This window comes from Rickettsia typhi str. Wilmington (assembly GCF_000008045.1).
GTDB lineage: Bacteria > Pseudomonadota > Alphaproteobacteria > Rickettsiales > Rickettsiaceae > Rickettsia > Rickettsia typhi.
Genome location: NC_006142.1, coordinates 633,528 through 659,948, shown reverse-complemented (window position 1 = coordinate 659,948; position 26,421 = coordinate 633,528). Strand labels below are relative to the sequence as shown.

The following is a 26,421-nucleotide window of genomic DNA, read 5'->3' as shown; positions in this document are numbered from 1 at the left end:
ATAAATCTCAATAAATTATGCCGATTAAAATTTTAATGCCTGCTTTGTCTCCAACTATGAAGGATGGAAATCTAGCTAGGTGGTTAAAAAAAGAAGGGGACAAAGTTAATCCCGGGGAAGTAATTGCTGAAATTGAAACTGATAAAGCAACAATGGAAGTAGAATCAGTAGATGAAGGTATACTTGCTAAAATAATTATTCCACAAAATAGTCAAAATGTACCTGTGAACTCTTTAATTGCAGTGTTAAGTGAAGAAGGAGAAAGTACAGCAGATATTGATGCGTTTATTGCAAAAAATAATAGTGTATCACTATCGCTCAAAACAGATACTACTCTTAAGAAAGCAAATGAGAGCATAACTAATGTAGAGGTTGTAAAACATGATCTTAGTAAAATATTTGCCTCACCACTTGCAAAAAGGCTTGCAAAAATTAGAAATATTAGACTTGAGAGTGTGCAAGGTAGTGGACCGCACGGTAGAATAGTCAAACAAGATATATTATCATATTCTCCTAGCACTGCTTATAACAGAGATACTGAAGAATATCGTTCAGTACCAAATAATAATATCCGACAGATTATAGCTAAGCGTTTGCTTGAATCGAAGCAAACAGTTCCACATTTTTATTTATCTATAGAATGTAATGTTGATAAATTATTAGATATAAGGGAAGACATTAATAAATCTTTTTCTGAAGATAAATTAACAAAGATATCAGTTAATGATTTTATCATTTTAGCGGTAGCTAAAGCTTTACAAGAAGTGCCAAATGCTAATGCTAGCTGGGCAGAAGATGCGATTAGATATTACAATAATGTCGATATTTCAGTGGCGGTAGCAATCGAGAATGGTATTGTTACACCGATAATTAAAGATGCTAATAAAAAAAATATTATAGAATTATCGCACGAAATGAAAATATTAATCAAGAAAGCAAAAGATAATAAATTAACCCCTGTAGAATTTCAGGGTGGAGGATTTACAATTTCTAATCTCGGAATGTACGGTATTAAGAATTTTAATGCTATCATTAACACACCGCAAAGTTGTATAATGGGTGTTGGAGCTAGTACAAAACGTGCTATAGTTAAAAATGATCAAATAATTATAGCAACAATTATGGACGTCACTCTTTCTGCTGATCACCGAGTAATAGATGGAGCAGTTAGTGCTGAGTTTTTGGCATCATTTAAAAGGTTTATAGAGCATCCTGTTTTGATGCTGATATAAGAATGTCCTTGGAGAAGTCCATGTTATTTCCATATCGACTATAATCTAGTGCTTGTAAGTGTCATAATGTAGTGTGATCATGGTATCTAAAATATTAATATTAGTAATTTAGGTTGTTTTTCTGAATGCTTGCTGTCAATCAAACTACTGCATTATAATAATTACAACAAATCAAAATAAAATGAGTTTTTCAGATAATTTAGTAAAAATTTTAGATAAATACGAAAATTTAGGCAGAAAACTATCTTCCGGTATTATTGGAGATGAGTTTGTTAAGGCCTCTAAAGAATACGCCGAACTTGAAGATATTGTAGTAAAGATTAAAGAATATAATAAGGTCAAATCTGAACTTGAAGAAGCAAATAATTTGAGGTTAGAAGTAGCTCTTGATAATGCTACTTTAGAAATGATTAATAATGAAATATACATTCTTGAAAATTTACTGCCAAAACTTGAAAGAGCAGTAAGAATTTCTTTATTACCGAAAGATGAGGCAGATAGTAAAAGTGCTATTATTGAAGTTAGAGCAGGAAGCGGTGGAGAAGAAGCTGCACTTTTTGCTGCAGTACTTTTTAATATGTATCAAAGGTATGCTGAGTTTAAAGGATGGCGTTTTGAGATATTAGCAATTTCTAATACGGGAATAGGCGGTTATAAAGAAGCGTCAGCGTCGATAAAAGGTAAAGATGTTTTCTCAAAACTTAAATTTGAGTCAGGTGTTCACAGAGTGCAAAGGGTACCAGAAACGGAATCACAAGGACGTATTCATACCTCAGCAGCAACGGTTGCTGTACTTCCTGAGGCTGAAGGTGTTGATATTAAAATTGAAGATAAAGACTTGAGGATTGATACTTATAGATCTTCTGGGGCTGGTGGACAGCACGTTAATACTACTGATTCTGCAGTGCGTATCACTCATATCCCTACAGGTATTACCGTAGCCTTGCAAGATGAAAAGTCGCAGCATAAAAATAAAGCAAAAGCATTAAAAATTCTTCGTGCTAGACTTTATGAAGAAAAACGACGTCAAAAGGAACAGGAAAGATCTGATAGCAGACGGTGGCAGGTAGGTTCGGGGGATCGTTCAGAACGGATACGCACCTATAATTTCCTACATGGCAGAGTATCAGATCATAGAATAAATTTAACTCTTTATAAGATAGATGAAGTAGTTAAACATGGACAATTAGATGAGTTTATTGAAGCTTTAATTGCTAATGATGAAGCTAAGAAACTTTCAGAATTATAAGTGTATATGTCATTGCAAGTAGCCATAGATTGTATGGCAATTGTATCCTGACATTACTCCATAAACAATTTTATGTAATGACATGATACAATAAAAATAAACAAATGAAACCACAGATATCTATAAATGGTAAAATATGGAAACAGAAGCAAATTAAAGAAGATATAGTAACGGAATTATGTCGTAGTTTTAAAATTAGTGATCTACTTGCTAGAATAGTATCATTAAGAGTCAATAATTTAGCGGAAGTAGAAAATTTTTTGATACCGAAAATCAAAAATTTATTACCTGATCCTTTTCATCTACTTGATATGGATAAGGCAGTCGATAGAATCGTTCAAGCTATTGTACATAATCAACAAATCTGTATCTTTGCAGATTATGACGTAGACGGTGCTACTTCAGCAGCGTTACTTAAGCATCTTTTACGAGATTTAAATATAATATGTGATATTTATGTTCCTGATCGTATATATGAAGGATACGGTCCAACGCCTTTAGCTATACAAAAAATTAAAGATAATGGAACTGAATTATTAATTACGGTTGATTGTGGTGCTATGGCACATGATGCATTGAAATATGCAAAAGATGTTAAACTTGATGTTATAGTCATTGATCATCATATTTCTACTGCAATATTACCGGATGCAGTAGCTATAGTAAATCCAAATCGTATTGATGAAACAAGTGAATATAAATATTTGGCCGCAGTAGGTGTTACGTTCTTATTTGCAACTGCAATATTATCAAATTTAAAGAAGCGCAATTATTTCTCGCAAAGCATACCGACTCCTAACTTAATGCAGTATCTAGATTTAGTTGCCCTTGGTACTGTTTGCGATATGATGAAATTAACAGGTTTGAATCGTGCATTTGTCGCAACTGGATTAAAAGTAATGCAGCAAAGACAAAATATCGGTATTAAAACATTATATGATATTGCAGGGATTAATGAAATACCGCAATGTTATCATTTAGGTTTTATTTTAGGTCCTCGTATAAACGCAGGTGGGAGAGTAGGTAAGTCAAATTTAGGTGCTAATCTTTTAGCTACTAGTTGTCATAATGAAGCAAGCAAATTAGCTAATGAACTGGAAAAATATAATAATGAGCGTAAAGTAATTGAGTTATTAATGATCGACGAGGCCATAGACATTGCTTTAACTCAAAAAGATAGTAGTTTATTATTTGTTGTGAAAGAAGGATGGCATCCAGGTGTTATAGGGATCGTTGCAGGAAGATTAAAAGAAAAATTTGATAAGCCAGTAGCAGTTGTGGCTTTAAATAACGGTATTGGTAAAGCTTCATGTCGTTCAATTTTAGGTATTGATTTTAGTGCTGAAATTATCAATGCTAAAAGTAAAGATTTAATAATAGCCGGTGGAGGTCATGCTATGGCAGCAGGATTTACCGTAACTGCTGGCAAATTAGAAGAATTGCAAGATTTTTTAAATAATGCTTTTAGCATTAGTATAAATAAATTAGCAAATTATAAACATGCTGAATATGATATTGATTTAACGGTTAATAGTGTGAATTTTTATTTAATGGAGGAATTAAAAATTTTAGAGCCTTTCGGTTCAGGAAATCATGAGCCAATATTTAAATTTGATGATTTATTTATATTAAAAGCTGATATCGTTGGAAGTAAACATATTAAATGTATGCTTGCGCCAGATAAGCGAGGCTTTGGTAATAAAGTATTGTCTGCTATTGCTTTTGATGCTGTAGGTACTCCATTTGAAGATATCTTATTAAGTTCTCGCGCAAAACATATTTCTGCAATAGGCACGTTGAAAACGAATAATTGGAAAGATAATTATACTATTCAGTTAATTATAAAAGATTTACTGTTAAAATAGCAATTAGCAATTTAATAAATAAGATTATGAATAATTTAAAGAAAATAAAAAATATTACAATTTCTAAAGATTTAGCAGAAGTACAAGAACATTATCAAGATTATCCTTATCCTTTTAGAGATCCAAATCATGAAAAAGAACGTTTACTTGCAATTTGTGGTGAGTTCTTAGGAGAATTAAATCATTTTTTATATAAAGGAAAAGAAAATTTTAATAATAATTTTAGATGCTTAATAGCAGGTGGTGGTACCGGTGATTCGACTATTTATCTTGCTGAACAGTTAAAAGATAAAAATGCTGAAATAATATATCTAGATTTTAGTAAGCCCAGCATGGAAATAGCACAAAAACGTGCAGAAGTACGAGGTCTTAAAAATATTAAATGGATTAATAATTCAATATTAAATATACCTAATCTAAAACTTGGAAAATTCGATTATATAAATTGCACTGGCGTGCTGCATCATTTAGCAAATCCCGATGAAGGTCTAAAAAATCTTAAAGCTTCTTTAAAACCAACAGGTGGTATGGGCTTAATGGTATATGCTAAATATGGACGTACTGGTGTTTATCAAATTCAAGATTTAATGAAAATGATAAATAAAGATACTAAAAATCGTATTGAAGAAATAATGAATGGGAAGTTAATTCTAGATAACTTGCCTGCTACTAATTGGTACAAAAGAGGTTGTGATTTATTTTCAGATTACCAAAATTTTGGTGACATTGGAGTTTATGATATGTTCTTGCACAAACAGGATAGAGCCTATTCCATTCCTGAGTTATATGAATTTATAGCAAAAGCAGACTTAAATTTTGTTGATTATCTTGATCCTTTAGAAAAAATTTTATTAAGAACAGAAAATTATATAAAAGATTTTACACTCTTGCAAAAAGTGAAAAAGATGGATAAAGTAACTCAAGAAGCAATTTCTGAAATACTTACAGGTAATATTATTAAACATTCATTTTATGTATCAAATCAAAAAGATAGTGTAGCATCTCTTGATAACCTTGATAATATACCATACTTCCATAATATATTCAATTTTGCCAAACAAATTTATGAATATTTGGAGTCTAATTCTTCATCAATAAATAATGTTATTAATTTTACTATTAATAATGGGATATTAAATAATGTTAATATCTCAATGTCAATATTTAGAAGTACTAAATATATTTTTAAATATATGATAGAAGAGAAAAGTTTAAGAGAAATATTTGATGCGGTACGCAGTGAATTAAACCAAGAAATAAGTGATGAAGCATTATTAAATGAAGTTAAAAATGTATTTATGCCATTACTTAATACAAATGTTTTATTGTTAAAATCAAAGGATTTGTAACGCTTGTTATACTGAAAAAGATGTTTGCTATTGATTCTATGATACTAAGCAGTTTGTTTTAACAGTAAATACAAATACAATAATACGTGTTAGTAAGATGATTTGGGTTGACAAGGTGCTATTACGTTGTTAATATGCTTTGACATACATAGAAAACGCCTATAAGCTAATAATATATAATGATTCTTTAAACCGCAAGAATAAAAATTTTCTAAAAATCTAATTTGATTCCTAATTTAAATAAGTATATTACTTACCTTTAAACTTAATTGCTAACTCAATTTTTCAATTATAATCTATTAATATTAAAATAATGAACACAACTAATAAACAATTGACAGAAGAACTGAACAATACTGAATCCAATAACGATCATAATGATTTTGCAGAAAATAATATTATTAATTTAAAACAATTAAAACGTAAATTACCGGAAGAATTACAAGTTCAAGCAGAAGAATTAAAAATTGAAAATATTAGTTCATTACTTAAACAAGAATTAGTTTTTGCAATTTTAAAAAAATCTGTAGAGCAGGGAGGTTTAATAGTAGGAGATGGCGTACTTGAAGTATTACCTGATGGATTTGGTTTTTTACGTTCGCCTGAAGTAAATTATTTAGCAGGTCCTGATGACATTTATATTTCTCCTAGTCAAATTCGACGTTTTGGTCTTCGTACAGGTGATACGGTAGAAGGTCAGATTAGAGCTCCTAAAGCTGGAGAACGTTATTTTGCTTTATTGAAAGTAAATAGAGTAAATTTTGACGATCCTGTTAATGCTTACCATCGTGTGCATTTTGATAATTTAACTCCATTGTATCCTGATGAAAAATTAGGATTAGAACTGGAAAATAATAGTAAAGATAGTAAGGATTTTAGTACACGTGTTATTGAGCTTGTGGCTCCTATGGGTAAAGGGCAGCGTGCATTAATAGTAGCGCCACCTCGTACTGGTAAAACTGTATTATTACAAAATATAGCGCATGCAATTACAACAAATAATCCGGAAGTATTTTTAATAGTATTATTAATAGATGAAAGACCTGAAGAAGTAACAGATATGCAACGGTCTGTGCGTGGGGAGGTTGTTAGTTCTACTTTCGATGAACCTGCAAGTAGACATGTGCAGCTTGCAGAAATGGTAATTGAGAAAGCAAAACGTTTGGTAGAACATAAAAAAGATGTAGTAATTTTAGTTGATGCGATAACACGACTTGCTCGTGCTTATAATACAGTTGTACCTTCATCAGGGAAAGTATTAACTGGTGGTGTTGATGCTAATGCACTACAGAGACCAAAAAGATTTTTCGGAGCAGCTAGAAATATTGAAAATGGTGGGTCACTTACTATAATTGGTACAGCTTTAATTGAAACCGGTTCTCGTATGGATGAGGTAATTTTTGAAGAGTTTAAAGGTACAGGTAATTCTGAGATAGTTTTAGATCGTAAGATTGCAGATAAGCGTATTTATCCGGCAATTGATATCACAAGATCAGGAACTCGAAAAGAAGATTTGTTAGTAGATAAAATAATTTTAAATAAAATGTGGGTTTTGCGTCGTATTATTGATCCAATGGGTAGCAGTGAAGCAATAGAATTTTTGCTCAAAAAACTTGAAAATACTAAAACTAACTATGAGTTTTTTGAGATGATGAAGAGTCCTGAACGCTCTAGAAACGGTTTATAATTATATCGTCAGCGTAAGGAAAAAGTTAAATTTTTTGACTCAGTAAAAATCAATAATTTGATTATTTTTTGAATTGCTACACTCATGGTAGTTGTTCTAAATAATTGTGTGAGTGTATTATTAAAAATATAATAAATCATGAGTATAACCCCTGATTATTTAATTGAACGAAGACAACTAAAATCTCGCTTGTTAATTTGGAAGCTAGCAGATATTATTTTAATTGCTATAATATGCTTACTAATCAGTAAAGATTTTGTGCAAAAACAGATTTTATCTATTAATAGTAATGAAGATTATATAGCTTCTGTATTAATAGACGGAATAATTCTTGAAGACGAAAAGCGCGACAAAAAGCTCAAAAAAATAATAGATAATTCTCATATTAAAGCGTTAATAGTTAACGTAAATTCTCCTGGCGGTACAGTAGTAGGATCTGAAAAAATTTATAATATTTTACGTAAAATATCAGCAAAAAAACCAGTAGTAGTAGTTATGGGGACAATGGCTACAAGTGGTGGTTATTTAATATCTCTTGGAGGTGATTATATTATTAGCCATAACGGTACTATTACAGGTTCAATAGGTGTAATACTACAAACAGCTGAAGTTACTGAGCTTGCTCAAAAGTTAGGAATTAAGTTTAATAATTTTAAATCAGGTGCATTTAAAGCTGTGCCAAACCCTACCGAAAAACTGACAGAAGAAGTGCGGGTAGCAGTTATGGAAAATATAGAAGATACTTATAAATTTTTCATTGAACTTGTTTCAGAACGGCGTTCTCTTCCTATCGAAGAAGTACACAAGCTTGCAGATGGACGAGTATATTCTGGTCGTCAAGCTTTTAAATTAAGACTTGTAGATACTATTGGTTCAGAAGATACTGCGTTAAAATGGCTACAAGAAATTAAGAAAATTGACATTAATCTAACTGTTAAAGATTATCAATTAAAACCGAAATCAACATTGATTGAAATAATGTTTGAGGATTTTACTAGTTTAGTTCTAAGTTTTTTTAAAAATAGTTTTAATGGAATAAAATCGATTTCTTAATGGCTACTAAGAATTATTTAATAGATAAAGTACATGATAAACTGAATTATCTTTCTAAACAAGATGTTAAAGAATCAGTAGATTTAATTTTAGATTATTTAAATGAATCGCTTAAAGAACAAAAGCGTATTGAAATCAGGAATTTCGGTAATTTCTCTATACGTAAACGTAAATTTCCTGAAAGTAATAAATTCTATAATACTGTTTATTACAGAATGCCGAAAAATTTATTTAAGGATTAAATAAGCCATGGAATGCTCTAAATGTAGTATTGTAGAAAAGTTGGAAAAGCATTCTATTTTTATAGTTCTTTAATATCTATTTATTAAAGCATTTAATAGATTTACTTAATATATAATGGATAATGGTTTAAATGCAAGGATATTTCTTTGTGAAGAAGGAAAATATCCTCAATAATGATATCTTGAGAAGAATCTAACCATCATTCTAGATTGTAATATGACGTTATTTTAGAATTTAATTTGTAAAATTATTATTATTCTTGAACTAGAAACAAAACACGATATTTTAATTTAAATTATACAGTATTAGATTTCTAAGATTATGAAGAATCTTTAGATTGTTATTTTCAGTTAGAATAATAACATATTTCTTGCATATAAGCATAATAAGCAATCATCTTAAGCATAAAATTAAAACTAAGGTATTTATTTATCAGATATTAATAATCTTATTTACTTTTATAAAATTAATTTGTTGTACTTGCCGCAAAACTAGGAAATAAAAATAGTAGAGTATTATGATTTAAGTGATGCAATTATGAAAACAATCTATAGTACTCGCAGAAATATCGCGCGCACTACTACATTTTATCCTAGTATTATGGAAAATGTTTGTTATTATTTCTTTTGTTAACACTATTAATTTTAAGAAGTTAGAGCCAACAACCAACAACATGGTTTTTTGCTTTTGTATTTATTAATTTAATTAATTAGCTATTTGCTAAGCTCTTAAGATATTATTAAAAATAATGAATATAATTACAAAACTTGTGCGTATAAATAAAGCAAGTTTAGTGATTTGATCATTCAGAGTATACGATTTTCCATAAATATTGTTGATAATATATAGTAAGAAAATGAGTTATAAATTTTCTGCAATCACATTTATTGATTATATCAGGTCTTTATTAGATAAATAACATTTTTTTGAAGTATGCACATATTTACTAAATTCATCGTAACAATAATATTTAACTGTAATAAACTCTAAATAAGCTTAAATATCAATTAGTTAAAGTTCATTTTTAAGGAAATAGCAACTGTATTAACAATTAACTTAAAATTTAATGGAATATGTTGAATGTTAGCGCGGTGCACTAAGTTGCTTTGTCTGTACTATTTCAAAAGATTGCTCATCCTTAGATTATGGAATACTAAACTCTGATAGTGCGTTATATTAAAAGTTAATAATGTTAAAATATCATAATTACTGGATGAGTGATCACCGATTTTATAATTATGAAAATAAAAATCAACTGTCAGAAAATATAAAATGGTGGGTGATAGTGGGTTCGAACCACTGACCTTTACGATGTCAACGTAATACTCTGACCAACTGAGCTAATCACCCTTATTATGGCCCTTATAATATTTACACTTAAGATAAGTGTCAATTGATTAGTTTAATAATTTATTGGAAACAGTTGAAAGTTCCTAAAAAAGCTATTTCCGTAGCTAACAATATAATAAAGGAAAGCTTAAATGAGAAATTTTGATGACTTAAAAAAATTATTATCAAATGCCAAAGTAAAAAAAACTTATTAAGGACAAAAATGGAATTTGAGATAGCAAATACTTTAATAAAAGCTTATTTTAATTTTAATGCGTTGGGTGGTGTTGATGTCGTATAAAATGTGCACTGCGCAATCCAAAATAGCAAAAATTTAAAATGTACATTAATGTTTGTGCCTAAATAACACTAAAGCGGTAAATCAAATAATTAATTTTTGATTATATAGGCTTAATTCTTTACTAAAATAATAATAATTATTATTTGTAACTTGCTATTGGAGAGCATCTATAATGGTTGATTTAAAAACTAAAGCCTTTGATATTGCTCAAAATTTTACTATTTCGCTTGATGGTCCTGCTGCTTCAGGTAAAGGGACGATAGGTCTAATATTGGCAAAGAAATTTGCTCTTAAATATTTTCAGTCAAGTATTGTGTATAGGCAGCTTGCATTTAACTGTATTCATCAACAGATAGATATTACTGATATAGATGCAGTAATTGCTTTATCTCAAGAATTAAAACTTGATAATAATATTGATTTAGAGAATGAGGATATAGGCGATATTGCATCAAAAATTGCAGTAATAAGTGAGGTGAGAAATAATCTAAATCACAATTTGATTAATCTAGTTAAAACAACGCCAAGAATTATTATGGAGGGTAGAGATATAGGTACTGTTGTTGCACCTGATGCTGATTTAAAGATTTTTATCACTGCAAGTCCTTACGTAAGAGCTGTAAGACGATATAATCAGTTGCAAGCAAAAGGGAAAACATGTATACTTGATGAGATTATACAGCAAATAATTTTGCGAGATAAAAGGGATAAAGAGCGAAAAGTCGGACCATTATTACCAGCTTTAGGTGCTTTCATTATTGATACTTCAAAACTTTCTGCTATAGAGGTTGTAGAAGAAGTAACAAATTACATAAAGAATAAAATAACTTAAAAAAGTGCTCAGTTATTTTATTGCGTTATTGCATGATGCAATTTCTCAGTTGTGTTTCAGCGGCTCGATCTCATGATCCAGTAAAAATACTCAACTCATTACTGTTTTAGTTGTTTTATGGATGTGTTGGCCACTAAGTCATGTTATGACAACACGCTTGTTCTCCAAGCTATGCAATAACATATAATTTTATTAACCTTTAAAAATTTTTATTAGCTTATGCACTTTCAGCTAATATTACGAGAATAATATGTCAATAAAACTAAAACAACGATTTGTTCCACAACTTGCAGCAATTAATTACCAATTTGAAGAAGATTTTTCTAAAATGCTTAAAACTGTTGATACAAGTCATATAAAAGAAAAAACGGTAGTTAAAGGTCAAGTAATCGAAATAAAAAATGATATGATTATTGTGGACGTTGGATTAAAAAATGAAGGAAGAATACCCAAGTCTGAATTTTTATCTTTACCTGAAGTTGGGGACGTAGTTGAAGTTTTTATAGAAAAAATTGAAGGACGTAACGGTAGAACTATACTAAGTCGTGAAAAAGCAGTTAAAGAAGAGTTATGGGGACAGCTGGAAATAATGTGTTCCAAGGGTGAATTTGTTGATGGTACGATTTTTGGTCGTGTAAAAGGAGGTTTTACCGTAGATCTATCAGGTGTAGTAGCATTCTTACCTGGAAGCCAAGTTGATGTAAGACCTATTAAAGATCCTACTTCTATAATGAATATCAAGCAACCATTTAAAATTTTAAGCATGGATAAAAAGCTTGGTAATATCGTAGTTTCTAGAAGAGTGATCCTAGAAGAATCACGTTCTGAAGCTAGAGATGAGATGCTATCAAAAATTAAAGAAGGTATGATATTAGAAGGAGTCGTAAAAAACATTACTGATTACGGTGCATTTATCGATCTTGGCAGCGTGGATGGTTTATTACATTTAACAGATATTTCTTGGGGCAGAGTGAATCATCCTTCAGAAGTATTAGAATTTAATCAAAAAGTTAAAGTAATGGTTATTAAGTTTGATGAAAAAACCAAAAGAATATCACTTGGTATAAAACAACTTGATTCTAATCCATGGGATGCAATTAAAGAAGAATTTCCAGTAGGTAAAAAAATGACAGGTAAAGTTACAAATTTTGCTGATTATGGTGTATTTTTAGAATTAAAAGATGGACTTGAAGGACTTGTACATTCAAGCGAAATTAGTTGGTTAAAATCTAATCAAAACCCTAGAAAAATGTTAACTATAGGGCAAGAAGTAGAATTCATAGTTTTAGAGGTTGATACTGAAAAGCATCGTGTTTCTTTAAGTATTAAACAATGCCAAGAAAATCCTTTAATAAAATTTGCCGAAAATAATCCTATCGGTACTATAATTAAAGCACCAATTAGAAATATTACAGATTTTGGTATTTTTGTTGTACTTGGTAATAATATGGACGGTATGATTCATGAAGGAGATATTAGTTGGGAAGATAATGGAACAGATCTATTAAAATCATATAAAAAAGGTGACGAAATAGAATGCAAAGTTTTAGCTATTAATTTTGAAAAAGAACAAGTAAGTTTAGGTATAAAACAATTATCGCCAAATCCATATCAAAAAATTAGTGACGAATATAAAAAAGGTACAATAGTGAAAGCAGTTGTAACAGAAATTAAAGATGATGGACTTGTAGTACTATTAAATAATAAAGTAACAGGCTTTATTAAAAGAGTTGAATTATCAGATGAAAAAGATGAGCAAAAACCTGAAATGTTTCAAGTAGATGAAGAAATCGATGCGAAAGTTGTTTCTATCGAAAAATCGACTGGTAGAGTTTTATTATCGGTAAAAGCTCATAAAATAGCAGAACGTCAAAAAACTCTCAAAGAATATGGCTCTAGCGATAATACTACCAATATGGGCGATATACTTGCTAATGTTTTAGAGGAGAAGAAGTAGCAGTTTTACTGCGTGCTTACTTGTGTTCTATTCTAACTTTTTTCTCGTGCCGTGTGTAGTGGAAAATAATCACAATGTTAGTCTTTTGATTTTGATACCATTGACAATGAATGGTATCACATCTTTATTTAATCAAATTTCAGGAGAAAATATTAATGTCATATATACCGGTAGTAATTGAACAAACATCACGCGGTGAACGTGCTTATGATATATATTCAAGATTACTCAAAGAGCGTATAATCTTTGTATGTAGTACTGTTGAAGATCATATGGCAAACTTAATCGTTGCACAATTATTGTTCCTTGAAGCAGAAAATCCTAAAAAAGACATATATATGTATATCAATTCACCAGGAGGTGTTGTAACTGCAGGGCTTGCAATTTATGACACAATGCAATTTATAAAACCTAAAGTTGCTACATTATGTATAGGTCAAGCGTGTTCTATGGGCTCATTGTTACTTTGTGGTGGCGAACATGGGATGCGTTATAGTTTACCTCATAGTCGTATTATGATACATCAACCATCAGGAGGTTATAAAGGGCAAGCGACTGATATAGAAATACATGCTAGGGAAACCCTGAAAATTAAAAAGTTACTTAACGAATTATATAGTAAACATACTGAACAAGCATTAAAACATATTGAAAAAAGTATGGAACGTGATAATTTTATGTCACCGGGAGAAGCCAAAAAATTTGGATTAGTAGATAATATAATTTCTTCTAGAGATGCTATGGCATTATTGCATAAATAAAGCGTTGGTATTGTTAACTAAATATAGATTTATTATCGCGAGCATCCACAAAGCTGTATTTTTAATCAAAGTGCGAAGTTAAATTAAACATTTCCTTATTAGATTGCATTTATCAAATTTTTAATTTTCCTTGCGTTAATTTCTACTTAGGTAGAAAGTATTTTATAAAAAAATCTTAGATTTATTTGCATTATTATAGTATAATGGAAACGATTTGTTATCGGGGTCATAGCTCAGTTGGTAGAGTATTTGAATGGCATTCAAACGGTCGGGGGTTCGATTCCCCTTGACTCCACCATGTCTTAATTTCTATTTCAATTTATAAATATTTTAAAAGCACTTGTTTTGTTCTAAAATAAATAATGTTTAATCTTTATTTAGCATCTTTTTAGATTAATTATAATTTATACTGAGTCTTTCCAATTAAGAGAGTATACAATGAATAAAGTAATTACACAATTATTTAGTATTACATACAGTTGGGGCATCAAATGTTACATAATGTAAAAATATATTCAATAATGCAGTATTTTGCAGACAAATTATACGAGAAAAAATTCTGAAGAAAAAAAATGGAAAACACTTTTGCAGTTTATATAAATTATAAGTGCGATAATACATCTAGTAATGTATTATACTTTGATCAAATGCATCAAGTCTTGATTGATATGTGGTACAAAATATTGAAAATGGATGCAGCATGTTAAGAAATTAAATGTCTATGACATCTGATTTTGAAATATATGATGTCTGAAGGAGTGAGAAACATAAATAGATATTGATATATGTAAGTCAAAAATTATTTTGCTAATTATTTGATAGATACCTTTTTCTTTTCAAGAATAAGTTTTACCACTAATGCTTTATTACTTTTGATGCTTTATAATATCTTATTACTGAGATTAGTTAATTATATACCGTACTATTTGTATAGTTTTTAGTTATTACTGTTGCTATTTTTTAGCAATGTTATTATTTATGTTGCTCTATTATACATACTCAATGACATCCTTTTTGAAAGTTTTATACTACTCTAAATTTAAGGAATGATACATTTTAAAGAGCATTAATTATAATATTTTGCTTCTTTACCTCTTATTTGTTGAACGATGTGTCAGTAAATTATAACACTTAAAACTATATGCTTGATTTTTTACTTTTTTCTTTAGCAATTCTATTAACTTTTTATTTTGCATTGTTGTTTCTTATTTTGAAACCATCTTTAAAAGATAATCATATGCTGATTTTTTCTAAAATTTGAACATTGTATCCAATAAGCTTATAGACAAGCATAACGATCTTAAAAAAACGAAATTTAATTAGAAAATAAAACGAAGGATCTAAGCTTTTGGCGAGAATGACGGGACTCGAACCCGCGACCTTCTGCGTGACAGGCAGACGCTCTAACCAACTGAGCTACATCCCCTTATTATACTACTTGATAGATACGAGAATATACATATATATATTAATTCTGCTATTTCTGCAAGACTAAAATATCTCATTTATCAAAAATTATAGTTCCTAAATACTCTAAATATTAGTACTGATCATTATTAATCCTAATTCATCACTATTAGTTGAAGCGTGGAATATAATTTTATATTACTATAATAGCTCTTAGAAATTCTATTATACAAGAAATAATAGCAGCAACTGATATTATTATCACAAGGAGTAACTAGAGAAGAATATAAAGCTAAAAAATGACTGTTTGAAACAATGCAAATTTATGTCAATATCAGGAAGATTGCTATAAACCTCATTAAATTTCAGGACATAAAATATGAATATTGTAATCTCTATAGATAAAGTTTAAATTAATTTGTAATAAAACTTGCAATTATTTTAAATATAAATTAATTGTATAGATACTATTTTAGTAACCCTATACAATAAATTATTTTAGATTATAAAGGTTATTTATGATTATTTCAGTTTCAGGTCAACATATTTCGATCGGTAGTAATTTACAAGAATATGCAAAAGTTAGGGCTACTCAAGGTATTAAAAAATATTTAACTGATCTAATAAATATAGATATACATTTTTCAAAAGAGGGAATTAATTTTAAATGTGATATTATAGTCAAATACGGCTCAGGTAAATATAATATAGTCAAAAGTAATGATATGTGTAACGATATATATTTAGCTTTTGACAAAGCTATGTCAAAATTAGAAAAACAGCTGAGAAAATATAAATCAAAATTCAAAAATCATCATGCTGGTAAAGTAAAAATATCAGAAATTTCTTACGAAGGTACCAATATATGATTCATCAATACTTTGATCGTGAAACATCTAATTACTAAGATAAATCCTATAATTTTCGCTGAACAGCCTGTTTAAATATTAAGATTATTAACAGAAGCGGAAAATTTATTTAGAAGATTTACCTGTTGTTGTATTTAAAAATATCAAATCATATGTAATATAGTTTTTTATCAGTAAAGACGATAATATTTTTTAGGTAGATTGTAATTAATGCTTATTATCCCTTATAAAGGAATTATACCAAAAATCGCTAAAAGCGCATATATTGCCAAAAATAGCTCTTTAATAGGAGATGTTGTAATAGGTAATAACTCGAGTATTTGGTTTAATACGGTTCTGCGAGGTGATGTTGAATCGATAAAAATAGGAAATAATACTAATGTGCAAGATGGTAGTGTAATTCATACTTCAAGATTTAACGGACCGGTAGAAATAGGTAATAATATAACTATTGGTCATCTCTCTCTAATTCATGCATGTACAATACATAATAATGCATTTATCGGTATGAGTACTACGATAATGGATAATGCTGTAATAGAAGAATATGCTTTCATTGCTGCAGGAAGTTTAGTTCCATCAAAAAAAATAATTAAATCTAACGAATTATGGATGGGATCTCCTGCAAAATTTATTAGATATTTAACAGATCAAGATTTGCAATATATGGAAGATAATATAAGAAATTATGTAGAACTTGCAAATCTTTATAAGACTCAATCTCAATGCACACTCCATAGTATAAACAATTGTAAGAAGTTGAGTTAAGCGCGATACTGCAATTTTATGTAATAAAAAATTCTTGAGATTGCAATACAAAAAGGTAAATAATGACTTCTAATGCATTTAGAGTGCTATAGCATTCTTAAATGCCTTAACCGTATTTTTAAGTAAAAATGCAATAGTCATTGGCCCAATACCTCCTGGAACGGGAGTAATATATTTTACTTTAGACTTAACATTTTCAAAATCAACATCACCGATAATTTTATTGTTGCTAATTCTATTAATTCCTACATCTATTACTATAGATTCGGGATTAAAATATTCTGCAGTTAATTTTAAAGGTGAGCCTATTGCAACAACTACAATATCGGCTTTAGAAGTAATAGAGCTTAAATTACATGTTTTAGAATGACAAATAGTAACACTGCAATTTTCTTTTAATAGTAAAGCACTTAAAGGCTTACCTACTATATTTGAGCGTCCAACGATTACAGCATCTTTACCGTTTAAATTCGGTGCGTATTTTTTTATAACTGCAAGACAACCAAGAGCAGTACATGGTATAAAACCTTGATTAATCCCGCTATGTAAGTAACCAACATTTAAAGGATGGAAACCATCGCTATCTTTAGACGGTAGTACAGCTGATAAAATTTTATTTTCATCTATAGAACTTGGTAAAGGAAGTTGCACTATAATTCCTGAAATCTCTTTATCAAGATTTAACTCATTAATTTTTGATATTAAATCATCTGTATAAATATTAGTAGATAGATTTACTAATAAAGTATCAATTCCTACTTGTTGTGCATTTTTTATTTTATTTTTTATATAAATCATGCTTGCTGGATTATCGCCTACTAATACTATAGCAAGTTTTGGTGAAGTTTGAGTTTTCTCCTTAAATCCTTGAATTTCTAGCTTTAAATCTGCTAGTATCTCATTTGCTAATGCTTTACCGTCAATTATATTATTCACAATATTGTTATCCTTTTGTGTTTGTAATGCAGTGGCTTGACCACACTGTATTCAGGCATATAATAAATAATACTCATAAATTTAGTATTTTAACTGATGTGATGATATTTTACTTTATTCTGTAATGAACATGCCAATATCATTGCCTATAAGTTTATTCTTTTCTTTATACACACATTGATATCTTAATTTATTGTTTTTGCTCATATTTGTTTGTAGAATATTCAAAATGTAATGCCTTACCATCAAATACTCTACTATAAGCATGATTAATGCTGTGTGCAGCTTCCGCAAAACCTGTAATAATCAACTTAAGCTTACCAACATAATGAGCAACATCCCCAATTGCATAAATACCTTTGATGTTAGTTTGATAATAGTAATTATCTACTTCAATATGTTGAAGCTTTACATTTAAACCCCAATTCGCTAAAGGTCCTAAATCCTGTTTTAAACCAAAAAACGGTAATAATATATTTGCATCTAATTTTCGGATATTATTTTGCAAATCTTTAACTATTACTGCTTGAAGTTCATTATTATGACCATCTAAATTATTTAATTGATAACCTGTTACTAATTCAATTTTCCCAGTTTCTGCTATATGCCTTAATTGCCTTATACTTTCAGTAGCAGCAGTAAATTTATCACGTCTGTGTACTAAATATATTTTATTTGCAATTTCCGAAAGTGCAATAGTCCAGTCAACAGCGGAATCACCACCTCCAGCTACAACTATATTTTTACCTAAAAATTTGCTTTTATCATTAATAAAATAAAAAATTGATTTTCCTTCAAAATCTTCAATATTTGCAAGAGGCGGTTTATTAGGACCGAATGCTCCTGCTCCTGCTGCAATAATAATAACTTTACTTTTAATAATAGTATTTTTTGAAGTTTTTATTTCAAAAAAATCATTGTGTTTATTGAGCTCTATAGCTTGTTGGTTTAAGTGATATACAGGATTAAAAGGAGCTGCTTGAGACTTTAACTGTTCTATTAACTCTTTCGCTGTAATTTTAGGATAAGCCGGTATATCATAAATATGCTTTTCAGGATATAGTGTAATACACTGACCACCGATAACTTCTTGTGCATCAATAACGTGACACTTCATTCCAAGCATTCCAGCTTGAAACACTGCAAATAATCCAACTGGACCTGAACCTATGATTACAATATCAGTATTATACATTATTTCGTATTTAAATTTAAAGAAGGATTTTATTGGATATTGATGAAATAATCAATTGTTATATGAGTAATTTATAAATTAAACATTTTTGTAGTAAGCTTTTTTAAGCACTATCGTATTATTATAATATTGTAATTTAAATGTTATAATGCATTTAATTTTTTTGATGCTAAAATATTTTTAGCTTTGTTTTATAGTAAGATTATTATTGATCATGTAGTATCTATGCTACTTCCAATCTCTTTTGGTCAAAATAAAAGATTTCTATGTAGCAAAATATTTATTAATATAACGTTTTTTAAACGGACAAAAATTTGTAAATTAATTATGAAAATTAAAAATTATCTGTTTTGTTGGCAGGTAATTTCTTAATCTGTTAAGTACTTTTATTGTTAGATACTTTACACTTTTATCACATCTATACTAATTGTTATAGTAAAAAATAATGATAAATATACATTACAGAACAATGATACAGTAGCAATAAAATAGTTGATATCCAATTAAGTATTTTTATATAAGCTAGTATATGATGCGAATAATTTAGTGTGCATAATAGTGTGTAAAAGGTTTAAATACTGATGATATCTATACAATTGATCAGTAAAAAGAAGCGATATAAGTATATGCACATTTGCAATAACAGACTTTTGCATCTATAAGTTTTAAGTAATTATTACCGTAACAATAAATAATGAAGATTTGTATACTTTTATGATACATAAATCTTAATCATGGTGCTGTGAAGTTTATTTTTGAAAAAAAAATTTTATTAATTTTTACTAAAACAATGAAGAGTAAAATTTAACGTATTTAAAACAAGTAAAGCAGAGATAAGAATTTTTTTGTAATGATCTTATAGTTGTTGAAACATGTAATGAATTTTTTAATTCTATTAACTGTGCTAATAACTTAGCTTTTTATCAAAAAAATTGGCATATCTTATTCTAGATAAAGCACCGCGTTATATTTATTGATATCTAATAAATAACATTATTTATATTGATTATTATAATAGGATGAGGTTTCAGAGGTGATTAAAGATGTCTATAACATTATTTTAATGTTATATTACTACTAGCACTATTGTGTATATTTAAGGTTTTTTGTATCATTTTCGACAATATGTCTAGTTGCATTATGTGATACTTGATTGTTTAATCTAAAACATTTTTTAAAATATCTCTTACCGATATCTAATAAGATACAAATATCTATAGAGAAATATAACTTTTAATTACGCATGTATCGTAATCAAGTGTTATTCTTGTCAAGTCAAAAATCAAAAAAATAAATATTTATCAAGTGTTATTCTTGTCAAGTCAAAAATCAAAAAAAAAATTAAATATTTATATTGAATAAATTATTATTCTCGTGTCTACTTAATTTTAGTTCTATACACTAAAATGGTGTCATTTTTGCAAAAAAGCATTATAATAACGACTACAACCAATAGTATCTATAATGAATATGCTTAAAAAAAATAAATTTCAAATAACTATAAATAACAAATACAACAATTTACTTACTCCTTTCGGTAAAGCGATTCTACGAGATCGATATCTTATGAAAGGTGAGGATTTCCAAGATTTATTTGCAAGAGTTTCTAGTTATTATGCTGAAAATAAACAGCATGCCCAGAAGTTATATGAATATATGAGTCAAATGTGGTTTATGCCAGCAACACCAATCTTAAGTAACGGAGGAACTGAGAGAGGACTTCCTATTTCATGTTTCTTGAATGAGACTGATGATAGCTTAGACGATATAGTAAATTTATGGATGGAAAATGTTTGGCTTGCTGCGCGTGGAGGTGGAATTGGAAGTTATTGGGGTAATGTTCGTTCTATTAATGAAGCGATTCGTGATAAAGGTCATTCATCTGGCATTATACCATTTATTAAAGTAATGGATTCAATGACTCTTGCTATTTCACAAGGTTCTATTAGACGAGGCTCATCGGCTGTATATTTACCTATTAATCATCCTGAAATTGAAGAATTTATTGATATAAGACGACCAACTGGTGGAGATGTTAACCGTAAGTCTCTTAATATTCATCATGGTATAACTATTACTGATGAATTTATGCAAGCAGTTGAAAATAATATGGATTTTGACCTTGTTAGTCCTGCTACTAAAAAAGTTGCGAATAAAGTGAGGGCAAGAGATTTATGGATTAAATTATTAACTACTAGAATAGAAACGGGTGAACCTTATTTGTTATTTATTGATAGTGTTAATAAAACTATCCCTGCGCATCATAAAAAATTAGGGCTTCAAGTTAAAATGTCTAATCTTTGTAGCGAAATCACACTCCCGACAGGAATTGATCACTTAGGAAAGTCTAGAACTGCAGTTTGCTGCCTTTCTTCTTTAAATTTAGAATATTATGAAGTCTGGAAAGATGATAAGGAATTTATTCATTCTATTATGTTATTCCTTGATAATGTTTTAGAGGATTTTATTAATAAAGCGCCGAATACGATGGCAAGAGCGAAATATGCAGCTTTTCGTGAGCGAAGCGTTGGACTTGGTGTAATTGGTTTCCATTCATTTTTGCAAATGAAAAAAGTACCAATAGAATCTGTTATGGCAAAAGTTTGGAATAAAAAAATATTTGAATATATATCTTCTGAAGTCGATAAAGCTTCAATAGAAATCGCGAAAGATAAAGGAGCATGTCCTGATGCTTTAGATTCAGGAAGTAATGAACGATTTAGTAATAAAACAGCCATAGCACCTACCGCTTCAATTTCAGTAATAGCAGGTAATGCTTCACCTGGTATAGAGCCGTTTGCCGCTAATAGCTTTGTACAAAAGACTTTAACCGGCTCTTTTAATGTACGTAATAAACATTTAGAACAGTTATTAGAAGAAAAAGGCTTTAATAATGATCAAGTTTGGTCTTCTATCGCAACACATGAAGGATCAGTGCAACATTTAACATTTTTATCTGAAGAAGAAAAGCAAATTTTCAAAACTGCTTATGAAATTGATCAGAATTGGCTAATTGAGCTTGCTGCTGACCGTACTCCTTACATTACGCAATCACAAGCGTTAAACATCTTTTTACATGGTAATGTTAGTAAGAAATATTTAAATAATATTCATTTTAAAGCATGGAAAAAAGGAATAAAAAGTTTATATTATTGTAGATCAACATCAATACAGCGCGCTGATAAAGTTTCGCATGACGTATTAAAAGCCGATTTTAAAGATTTAGAAAAGCAAAATGCCAAGTTAGCACAGACTCGTAACTATGAAGAATGCTTAGCTTGTCAGTAAATATATATTTATATACATATATACCAAATCGTCATTTGTAAGAAATGATGTACTGTATGCCAAACTCAAAAATTTTGTGTAAGATTGCATGCATAAAATTATTCCATAATTTCTCTAGACTTATGACCAAAAACCTTTAAACAATGTAATATTAGTAATAACATTATGTCACTACTTGATGCAAGTCCAATTTATAAACCATTTTCATATCCATGGGCATATGAAGCTTGGCACACTCAACAAAAAATTCATTGGTTGCCAGAAGAAGTGCCATTGGCCTATGATGTTAAAGATTGGAAATATAATTTAACTCCAGGGGAAAAACATTTATTAACTCAAATATTTCGTTTTTTTACTCAGGCGGATATTGAAGTGAATAACTGCTATATGAAACATTATTCAAGAGTATTTAAACCAACTGAAGTATTAATGATGTTATCGGCTTTTTCTAATATGGAAACAGTACATATCGCAGCGTATTCACATTTACTTGATACGGTAGGTATGCCAGAAGTAGAATATTCAGCATTTCTTAAATATAAAGAAATGAAAGATAAATATGATTATATGCAGCAATTCGGTGTCGATAATAAAGAAGACATAGCCACTACACTTGCAGTGTTTGGAGCTTTTACGGAAGGATTACAACTATTTGCTTCTTTTGCGATTATGCTTAATTTTCCTCGTTTTAATAAAATGAAAGGTATGGGACAGATTATTGCTTGGTCTGTTCGTGATGAAACACTACATACTAACTCAATTATTACGCTATTTAAGACTTTTGTAAGAGAAAATCCTGAAGTTTGGACTGAAACTCTACGTAAACGTATTTATGAAGCGTGTACAACTATTGTGCATTTTGAAGATGCTTTTATTGAACTGGCTTTTGAAGTTGGTGGTATTGAAGGGTTAACAGCATATGAAGTAAGACAATATATTCGTTATATTGCTGATCGTCGTTTAATGCAGTTAGGACTTAAAGATGTATATTTGGTAAATCATAACCCTCTTCCTTGGCTTGATGAAATGTTAAATGGAGTTGAGCATACAAATTTTTTTGAAAATAGAGCAACTGAATATTCTAAAGCAGCAACTACCGGTTCATGGGAAGAAGTTTTTGCTGAAATGGATAATAAATAGTACTATACTAATACTAGTACATATTCTAATAATAGAATTATAAATATTTTTTCTAAGATTAATTTTATGGCTGCCACAAATAATAAAAATTATCAAAAAGTTGTAGAAAAAGTTTTATCTTCATCTAAAGCTAATAAAGCACTAAAGAGTGCAATTAAAGATTTATCATCTTCAAATAGTATCAGCTTAAGAACGATCTTACTCGGAGCAAAGTTTATTTTAACTCATCCTGTGAATACTTATAATCTTGTCAAGCTTGCTAAGTCATCTAATATATATCTGGGTTCAGAATTCCAAAAATCACTTCTTGAAAATTCTCCAATATGGGAATTTTTAAAAAAACATTCAGATGATTTACCGAAAATAGGTCGCATCTTAGCAAAAGCAGGTTTTAGAGAATTTCAAGATAAGAGTGCTTTAGATGAAGAAGGACTCAAAATACTGAAAGAATGTTTTAAAAATGAAAAAGTACTTAACAAACTTCAAGATATTGCAGTTGAACTAAAGCAAGAGCTAACAGACTGGAATAAAGTAACTTCTAACATTTTAGATATGTTGGTTACCGATAAAAATTTCCAAAAATTTTTTAATGCCAAGAGCAAAGATATTACTCATTATATACGTACCGGAGTAACTGAAATACTTCCAAGTGATTATATCAAATCTTTTGATGATATATTACAAAAACCAGAAAAGAAAAAATTATTAAAAATATTTAATACACATCCTGATGTTAAACAAGAATTAGTAAATAATATAAACAATCCTAATATTCTAAAAAAGTTTAATAAATTATTCTATGAACAAGAAATAATACTTTCAAGTTTCCTAAAAGAAGTAAAGGCACAATCTAAACCTTTCTTACAAGAATATTTTGAAAGTTACAAAATCGATCTTAAAATTTTAGATATTATTCCTACTTTATTAAATAAAATTCCTGAGATAAAAGAAATTTTTGATACTCTTAATGATCCAAATCAAGGTGTCATGATATCTCTTGAAAAAGCCTTAGCAATGGTAGCTGGTGATGATCAATTAAAAAATTTTTTTGCTAATAATAAAACAATATTACCAAATATTGCTTTAGGGATTATTGAAAATACTCCTAGCGTACAAAACATAACAAAAGAATATAATTTTGATAAACAAATGCTTATTATAGTAGGCGAAGTGATGTCAAAGCCAGAAATTGCTTATGAGATTATTACAGACTTAAATAAAGGCGATTATATGAGTTTAACCGGTAATATAATCTCTATTATTAATGATCCTTCATTTAAATTAAAAGATATCTTAGTAGAGCAAAGTAAAAAAGGGTTATTTGATAACTTAATTAATGGTGTTTTAGCACAAGATGAAAAAAATAGCCAAATTATAAAACAACAACTTATAAATTATGGTATGGAAGCAAGTGATGTTACAAAGCTCACTAGAATAATGCCTATATTACTTGATAAACCGGAATCCTTAAAAAATGTTTTTCGCGATTTTATTAAAGGTAATTATACGCAAATGACAAAAGAGTTAATAGTTTTAACTAAAGATAATCCTGAAATTAAAGAATATTTAAATAATAATAGAACAATATTTGCAAATATTTTAGATAAAACTTTATCAGATATACCAGGTATAAATAACCTTGATAAGCAAGAATTATATAATGTACTACCATCAATGTTAAATTATCCTGGTGAGTTAGTTAAAATTATAGAAGAAGTTGAAAAAAGTAATTACCATGGTGCAATTAGTGCGATATATGATCTAGCTCAAAAAACAAATTATTTTGAAGGACAATTACCTAATATTATAAAAGCAGGGTTTAACTCAGGGTTTAACTATGCTACTGAAAAAGTAAAAGATATATTTAGTTCATCACAAGATTTTAAAGATAAAGCTATAGATGAAATTACTATTAGAACAAATTTAGATAAAATACGAAATAGAAAATTCAACTTAGAAGGCGCTATATTATCAGGTAATTTATCAAATATTGATTTCTCAGGTGTATCACTTAAAAATGCAGATTTAACTCAAGTAACTTCGTTAAGAGATTGTAATTTTAAAAATACTAATTTAGTAGATGCTAAATTACCAGATAATTTAATAATATTTACAGACACTTATAATCTTGATAAGACTATCCCTACTTTAGCACCTAAACTAATTAAAGCACAACAAGCAAAATTAGTTGATAAGGCAATTGATAAAGTATTTGTACAAATAAAAGCTGAAGACAAAAGAAATTTAGTTAGTAAAAAAGAATTTGTACAACAAGTAAAAATATTACTTGAAGAAAATCAAATAGTTAAAGACTATATTATAGATAAGTTAAATTCATTGCCTATGAATATGGTTACTAATCTAGAAACTCCTAAAATAAATCAATATAAACATATTACAAATCATGTTAATTCGCCATTTCAAATATTGAATCCGTTATATGAAAATATTGCAAATCAACAAGATATTAAGAGTAATTTATTTGCAAATATTTTAAGCGAGAAAATATCAAAAAAACTTTTTGATAAAGGTGATAATAGAGGTGAAGATTTTTATCTGATTAATCAGATGCTAAAATCTATCGTTGCTGAATATTCTAAACCAAACCAAAATAATATTGATAATTTTTTAGAGCATCAAAATCTAGAAAAGTTAGCAAGTAATATTGCATCTACTTTCTATTCTAAATCTAAATATACCTTATTAGGCACTATTACCAGTGGAATTTATTTACCAAAAGAAATCTTTAATGAACAGTTAAAAGATAATTTAAAGAATGAGTTTAAAAAAATTAATACATCAGATGTATTAAAAGAAGCAAAAAGTATAGTTTCAAATTTAGATAGTAAAGTACATATAGTAGATAATAAGAATAAATCGCATACTTACAAATCAGTACTTACAAAAAATCAAAAAATACATAGATAATTCTTGATTTAATTATTTAAATCAATTTTACG

General features: G+C 28.8%; 16 protein-coding genes, 3 tRNA genes and 1 pseudogene. 16 read left to right on the top strand and 4 right to left on the bottom strand.

From position 1 onward, the window contains the following. Positions 1 to 17 precede the first annotated feature (17 nt). From RT_RS02570 to RT_RS02540, 7 genes are all read left to right on the top strand, one after another. The gene (locus RT_RS02570; protein ID WP_011190967.1) at positions 18 to 1,232 is read left to right on the top strand and encodes a pyruvate dehydrogenase complex dihydrolipoamide acetyltransferase; all 1,215 of its coding nucleotides are present in this window, start codon (positions 18 to 20) and stop codon (positions 1,230 to 1,232) included. Between the two features lie 181 nt (positions 1,233 to 1,413). Next, entirely contained in the window at positions 1,414 to 2,481 is a 1,068-nt protein-coding gene (prfA, locus tag RT_RS02565; protein ID WP_011190966.1) for a peptide chain release factor 1, read from the top strand. A gap of 104 nt (positions 2,482 to 2,585) precedes the next feature. Further along, on the top strand, positions 2,586 to 4,346 hold the full coding sequence (gene recJ / locus RT_RS02560; RefSeq protein ID WP_011190965.1) for a single-stranded-DNA-specific exonuclease RecJ: 1,761 nt from the start codon (positions 2,586 to 2,588) through the stop codon (positions 4,344 to 4,346). 26 nt (positions 4,347 to 4,372) lie between these two features. Next, positions 4,373 to 5,695: a class I SAM-dependent methyltransferase gene (locus RT_RS02555; protein WP_011190964.1), complete on the top strand. Its 1,323-nt coding sequence runs from the start codon at positions 4,373 to 4,375 to the stop codon at positions 5,693 to 5,695. 313 nt (positions 5,696 to 6,008) lie between these two features. Then, a complete protein-coding gene (gene rho, locus RT_RS02550; RefSeq protein ID WP_014419441.1) occupies positions 6,009 to 7,382 on the top strand; it encodes a transcription termination factor Rho in 1,374 nt (457 codons plus the stop codon). 138 nt (positions 7,383 to 7,520) lie between these two features. After that, positions 7,521 to 8,435 (top strand): signal peptide peptidase SppA, encoded by a 915-nt coding sequence (gene sppA / locus RT_RS02545; protein ID WP_011190962.1) that lies wholly within the window; start codon positions 7,521 to 7,523, stop codon positions 8,433 to 8,435. After that, positions 8,435 to 8,677: an HU family DNA-binding protein gene (locus RT_RS02540; protein ID WP_011190961.1), complete on the top strand. Its 243-nt coding sequence runs from the start codon at positions 8,435 to 8,437 to the stop codon at positions 8,675 to 8,677. Before sppA ends, RT_RS02540 begins: the two co-directional genes overlap by 1 nt. A 1,274-nt stretch (positions 8,678 to 9,951) precedes the next feature. Here the strand turns inward: RT_RS02540 and RT_RS02535 are convergent. Beyond that, a tRNA-Val gene (locus tag RT_RS02535) sits at positions 9,952 to 10,028 on the bottom strand. A 452-nt stretch (positions 10,029 to 10,480) separates the two neighbouring features. Here RT_RS02535 and cmk point away from each other — a divergent pair. The 4 genes from cmk to RT_RS02515 all read left to right on the top strand — a co-directional run bounded on the left by cmk (position 10,481) and on the right by RT_RS02515 (position 14,156). Continuing rightward, a complete protein-coding gene (gene cmk / locus RT_RS02530; protein ID WP_011190960.1) occupies positions 10,481 to 11,140 on the top strand; it encodes a (d)CMP kinase in 660 nt (219 codons plus the stop codon). A 250-nt stretch (positions 11,141 to 11,390) separates the two neighbouring features. Next, positions 11,391 to 13,097: a 30S ribosomal protein S1 gene (locus RT_RS02525; protein ID WP_011190959.1), complete on the top strand. Its 1,707-nt coding sequence runs from the start codon at positions 11,391 to 11,393 to the stop codon at positions 13,095 to 13,097. 155 nt (positions 13,098 to 13,252) lie between these two features. After that, positions 13,253 to 13,858, top strand: coding sequence for an ATP-dependent Clp endopeptidase proteolytic subunit ClpP (gene clpP, locus RT_RS02520; protein ID WP_011190958.1), 606 nt, complete (start codon positions 13,253 to 13,255; stop codon positions 13,856 to 13,858). A gap of 222 nt (positions 13,859 to 14,080) precedes the next feature. After that, positions 14,081 to 14,156, top strand: a tRNA-Ala gene (locus tag RT_RS02515). A 1,051-nt stretch (positions 14,157 to 15,207) separates the two neighbouring features. Here the strand turns inward: RT_RS02515 and RT_RS02510 are convergent. After that, positions 15,208 to 15,284 (bottom strand) — tRNA-Asp (locus RT_RS02510). Positions 15,285 to 15,783: 499 nt separating this feature from the next. Here RT_RS02510 and hpf point away from each other — a divergent pair. Together hpf and RT_RS02500 are read left to right on the top strand one after the other, a co-directional pair. After that, positions 15,784 to 16,297: pseudogene (gene hpf, locus RT_RS02505) on the top strand (ribosome hibernation-promoting factor, HPF/YfiA family). A 47-nt stretch (positions 16,298 to 16,344) separates the two neighbouring features. Beyond that, complete coding sequence (locus RT_RS02500) at positions 16,345 to 16,902, top strand: gamma carbonic anhydrase family protein (RefSeq protein WP_011190955.1); 558 nt, start codon at positions 16,345 to 16,347, stop codon at positions 16,900 to 16,902. Between the two features lie 78 nt (positions 16,903 to 16,980). Here the strand turns inward: RT_RS02500 and folD are convergent, their stop codons facing one another. After that, positions 16,981 to 17,838, bottom strand: coding sequence for a bifunctional methylenetetrahydrofolate dehydrogenase/methenyltetrahydrofolate cyclohydrolase FolD (folD, locus tag RT_RS02495; protein WP_011190954.1), 858 nt, complete (start codon positions 17,836 to 17,838; stop codon positions 16,981 to 16,983). A gap of 190 nt (positions 17,839 to 18,028) precedes the next feature. Continuing rightward, positions 18,029 to 19,033, bottom strand: coding sequence for an NAD(P)/FAD-dependent oxidoreductase (locus RT_RS02490; RefSeq protein ID WP_011190953.1), 1,005 nt, complete (start codon positions 19,031 to 19,033; stop codon positions 18,029 to 18,031). A 1,464-nt stretch (positions 19,034 to 20,497) separates the two neighbouring features. Between RT_RS02490 and RT_RS02485 the strand changes: the two genes are divergently transcribed. From RT_RS02485 to RT_RS02475, 3 genes are all read left to right on the top strand, one after another. Beyond that, positions 20,498 to 22,321, top strand: coding sequence for a ribonucleoside-diphosphate reductase subunit alpha (locus RT_RS02485; RefSeq protein WP_011190951.1), 1,824 nt, complete (start codon positions 20,498 to 20,500; stop codon positions 22,319 to 22,321). 165 nt (positions 22,322 to 22,486) lie between these two features. Beyond that, positions 22,487 to 23,461 (top strand): ribonucleotide-diphosphate reductase subunit beta, encoded by a 975-nt coding sequence (locus tag RT_RS02480; RefSeq protein ID WP_004599080.1) that lies wholly within the window; start codon positions 22,487 to 22,489, stop codon positions 23,459 to 23,461. Between the two features lie 66 nt (positions 23,462 to 23,527). Further along, positions 23,528 to 26,389 carry a pentapeptide repeat-containing protein gene (locus RT_RS02475; RefSeq protein WP_011190950.1) on the top strand — a complete coding sequence of 954 codons (2,862 nt, stop codon included), beginning with the start codon at positions 23,528 to 23,530 and terminating at the stop codon, positions 26,387 to 26,389. Positions 26,390 to 26,421: the final 32 nt, after the last annotated feature.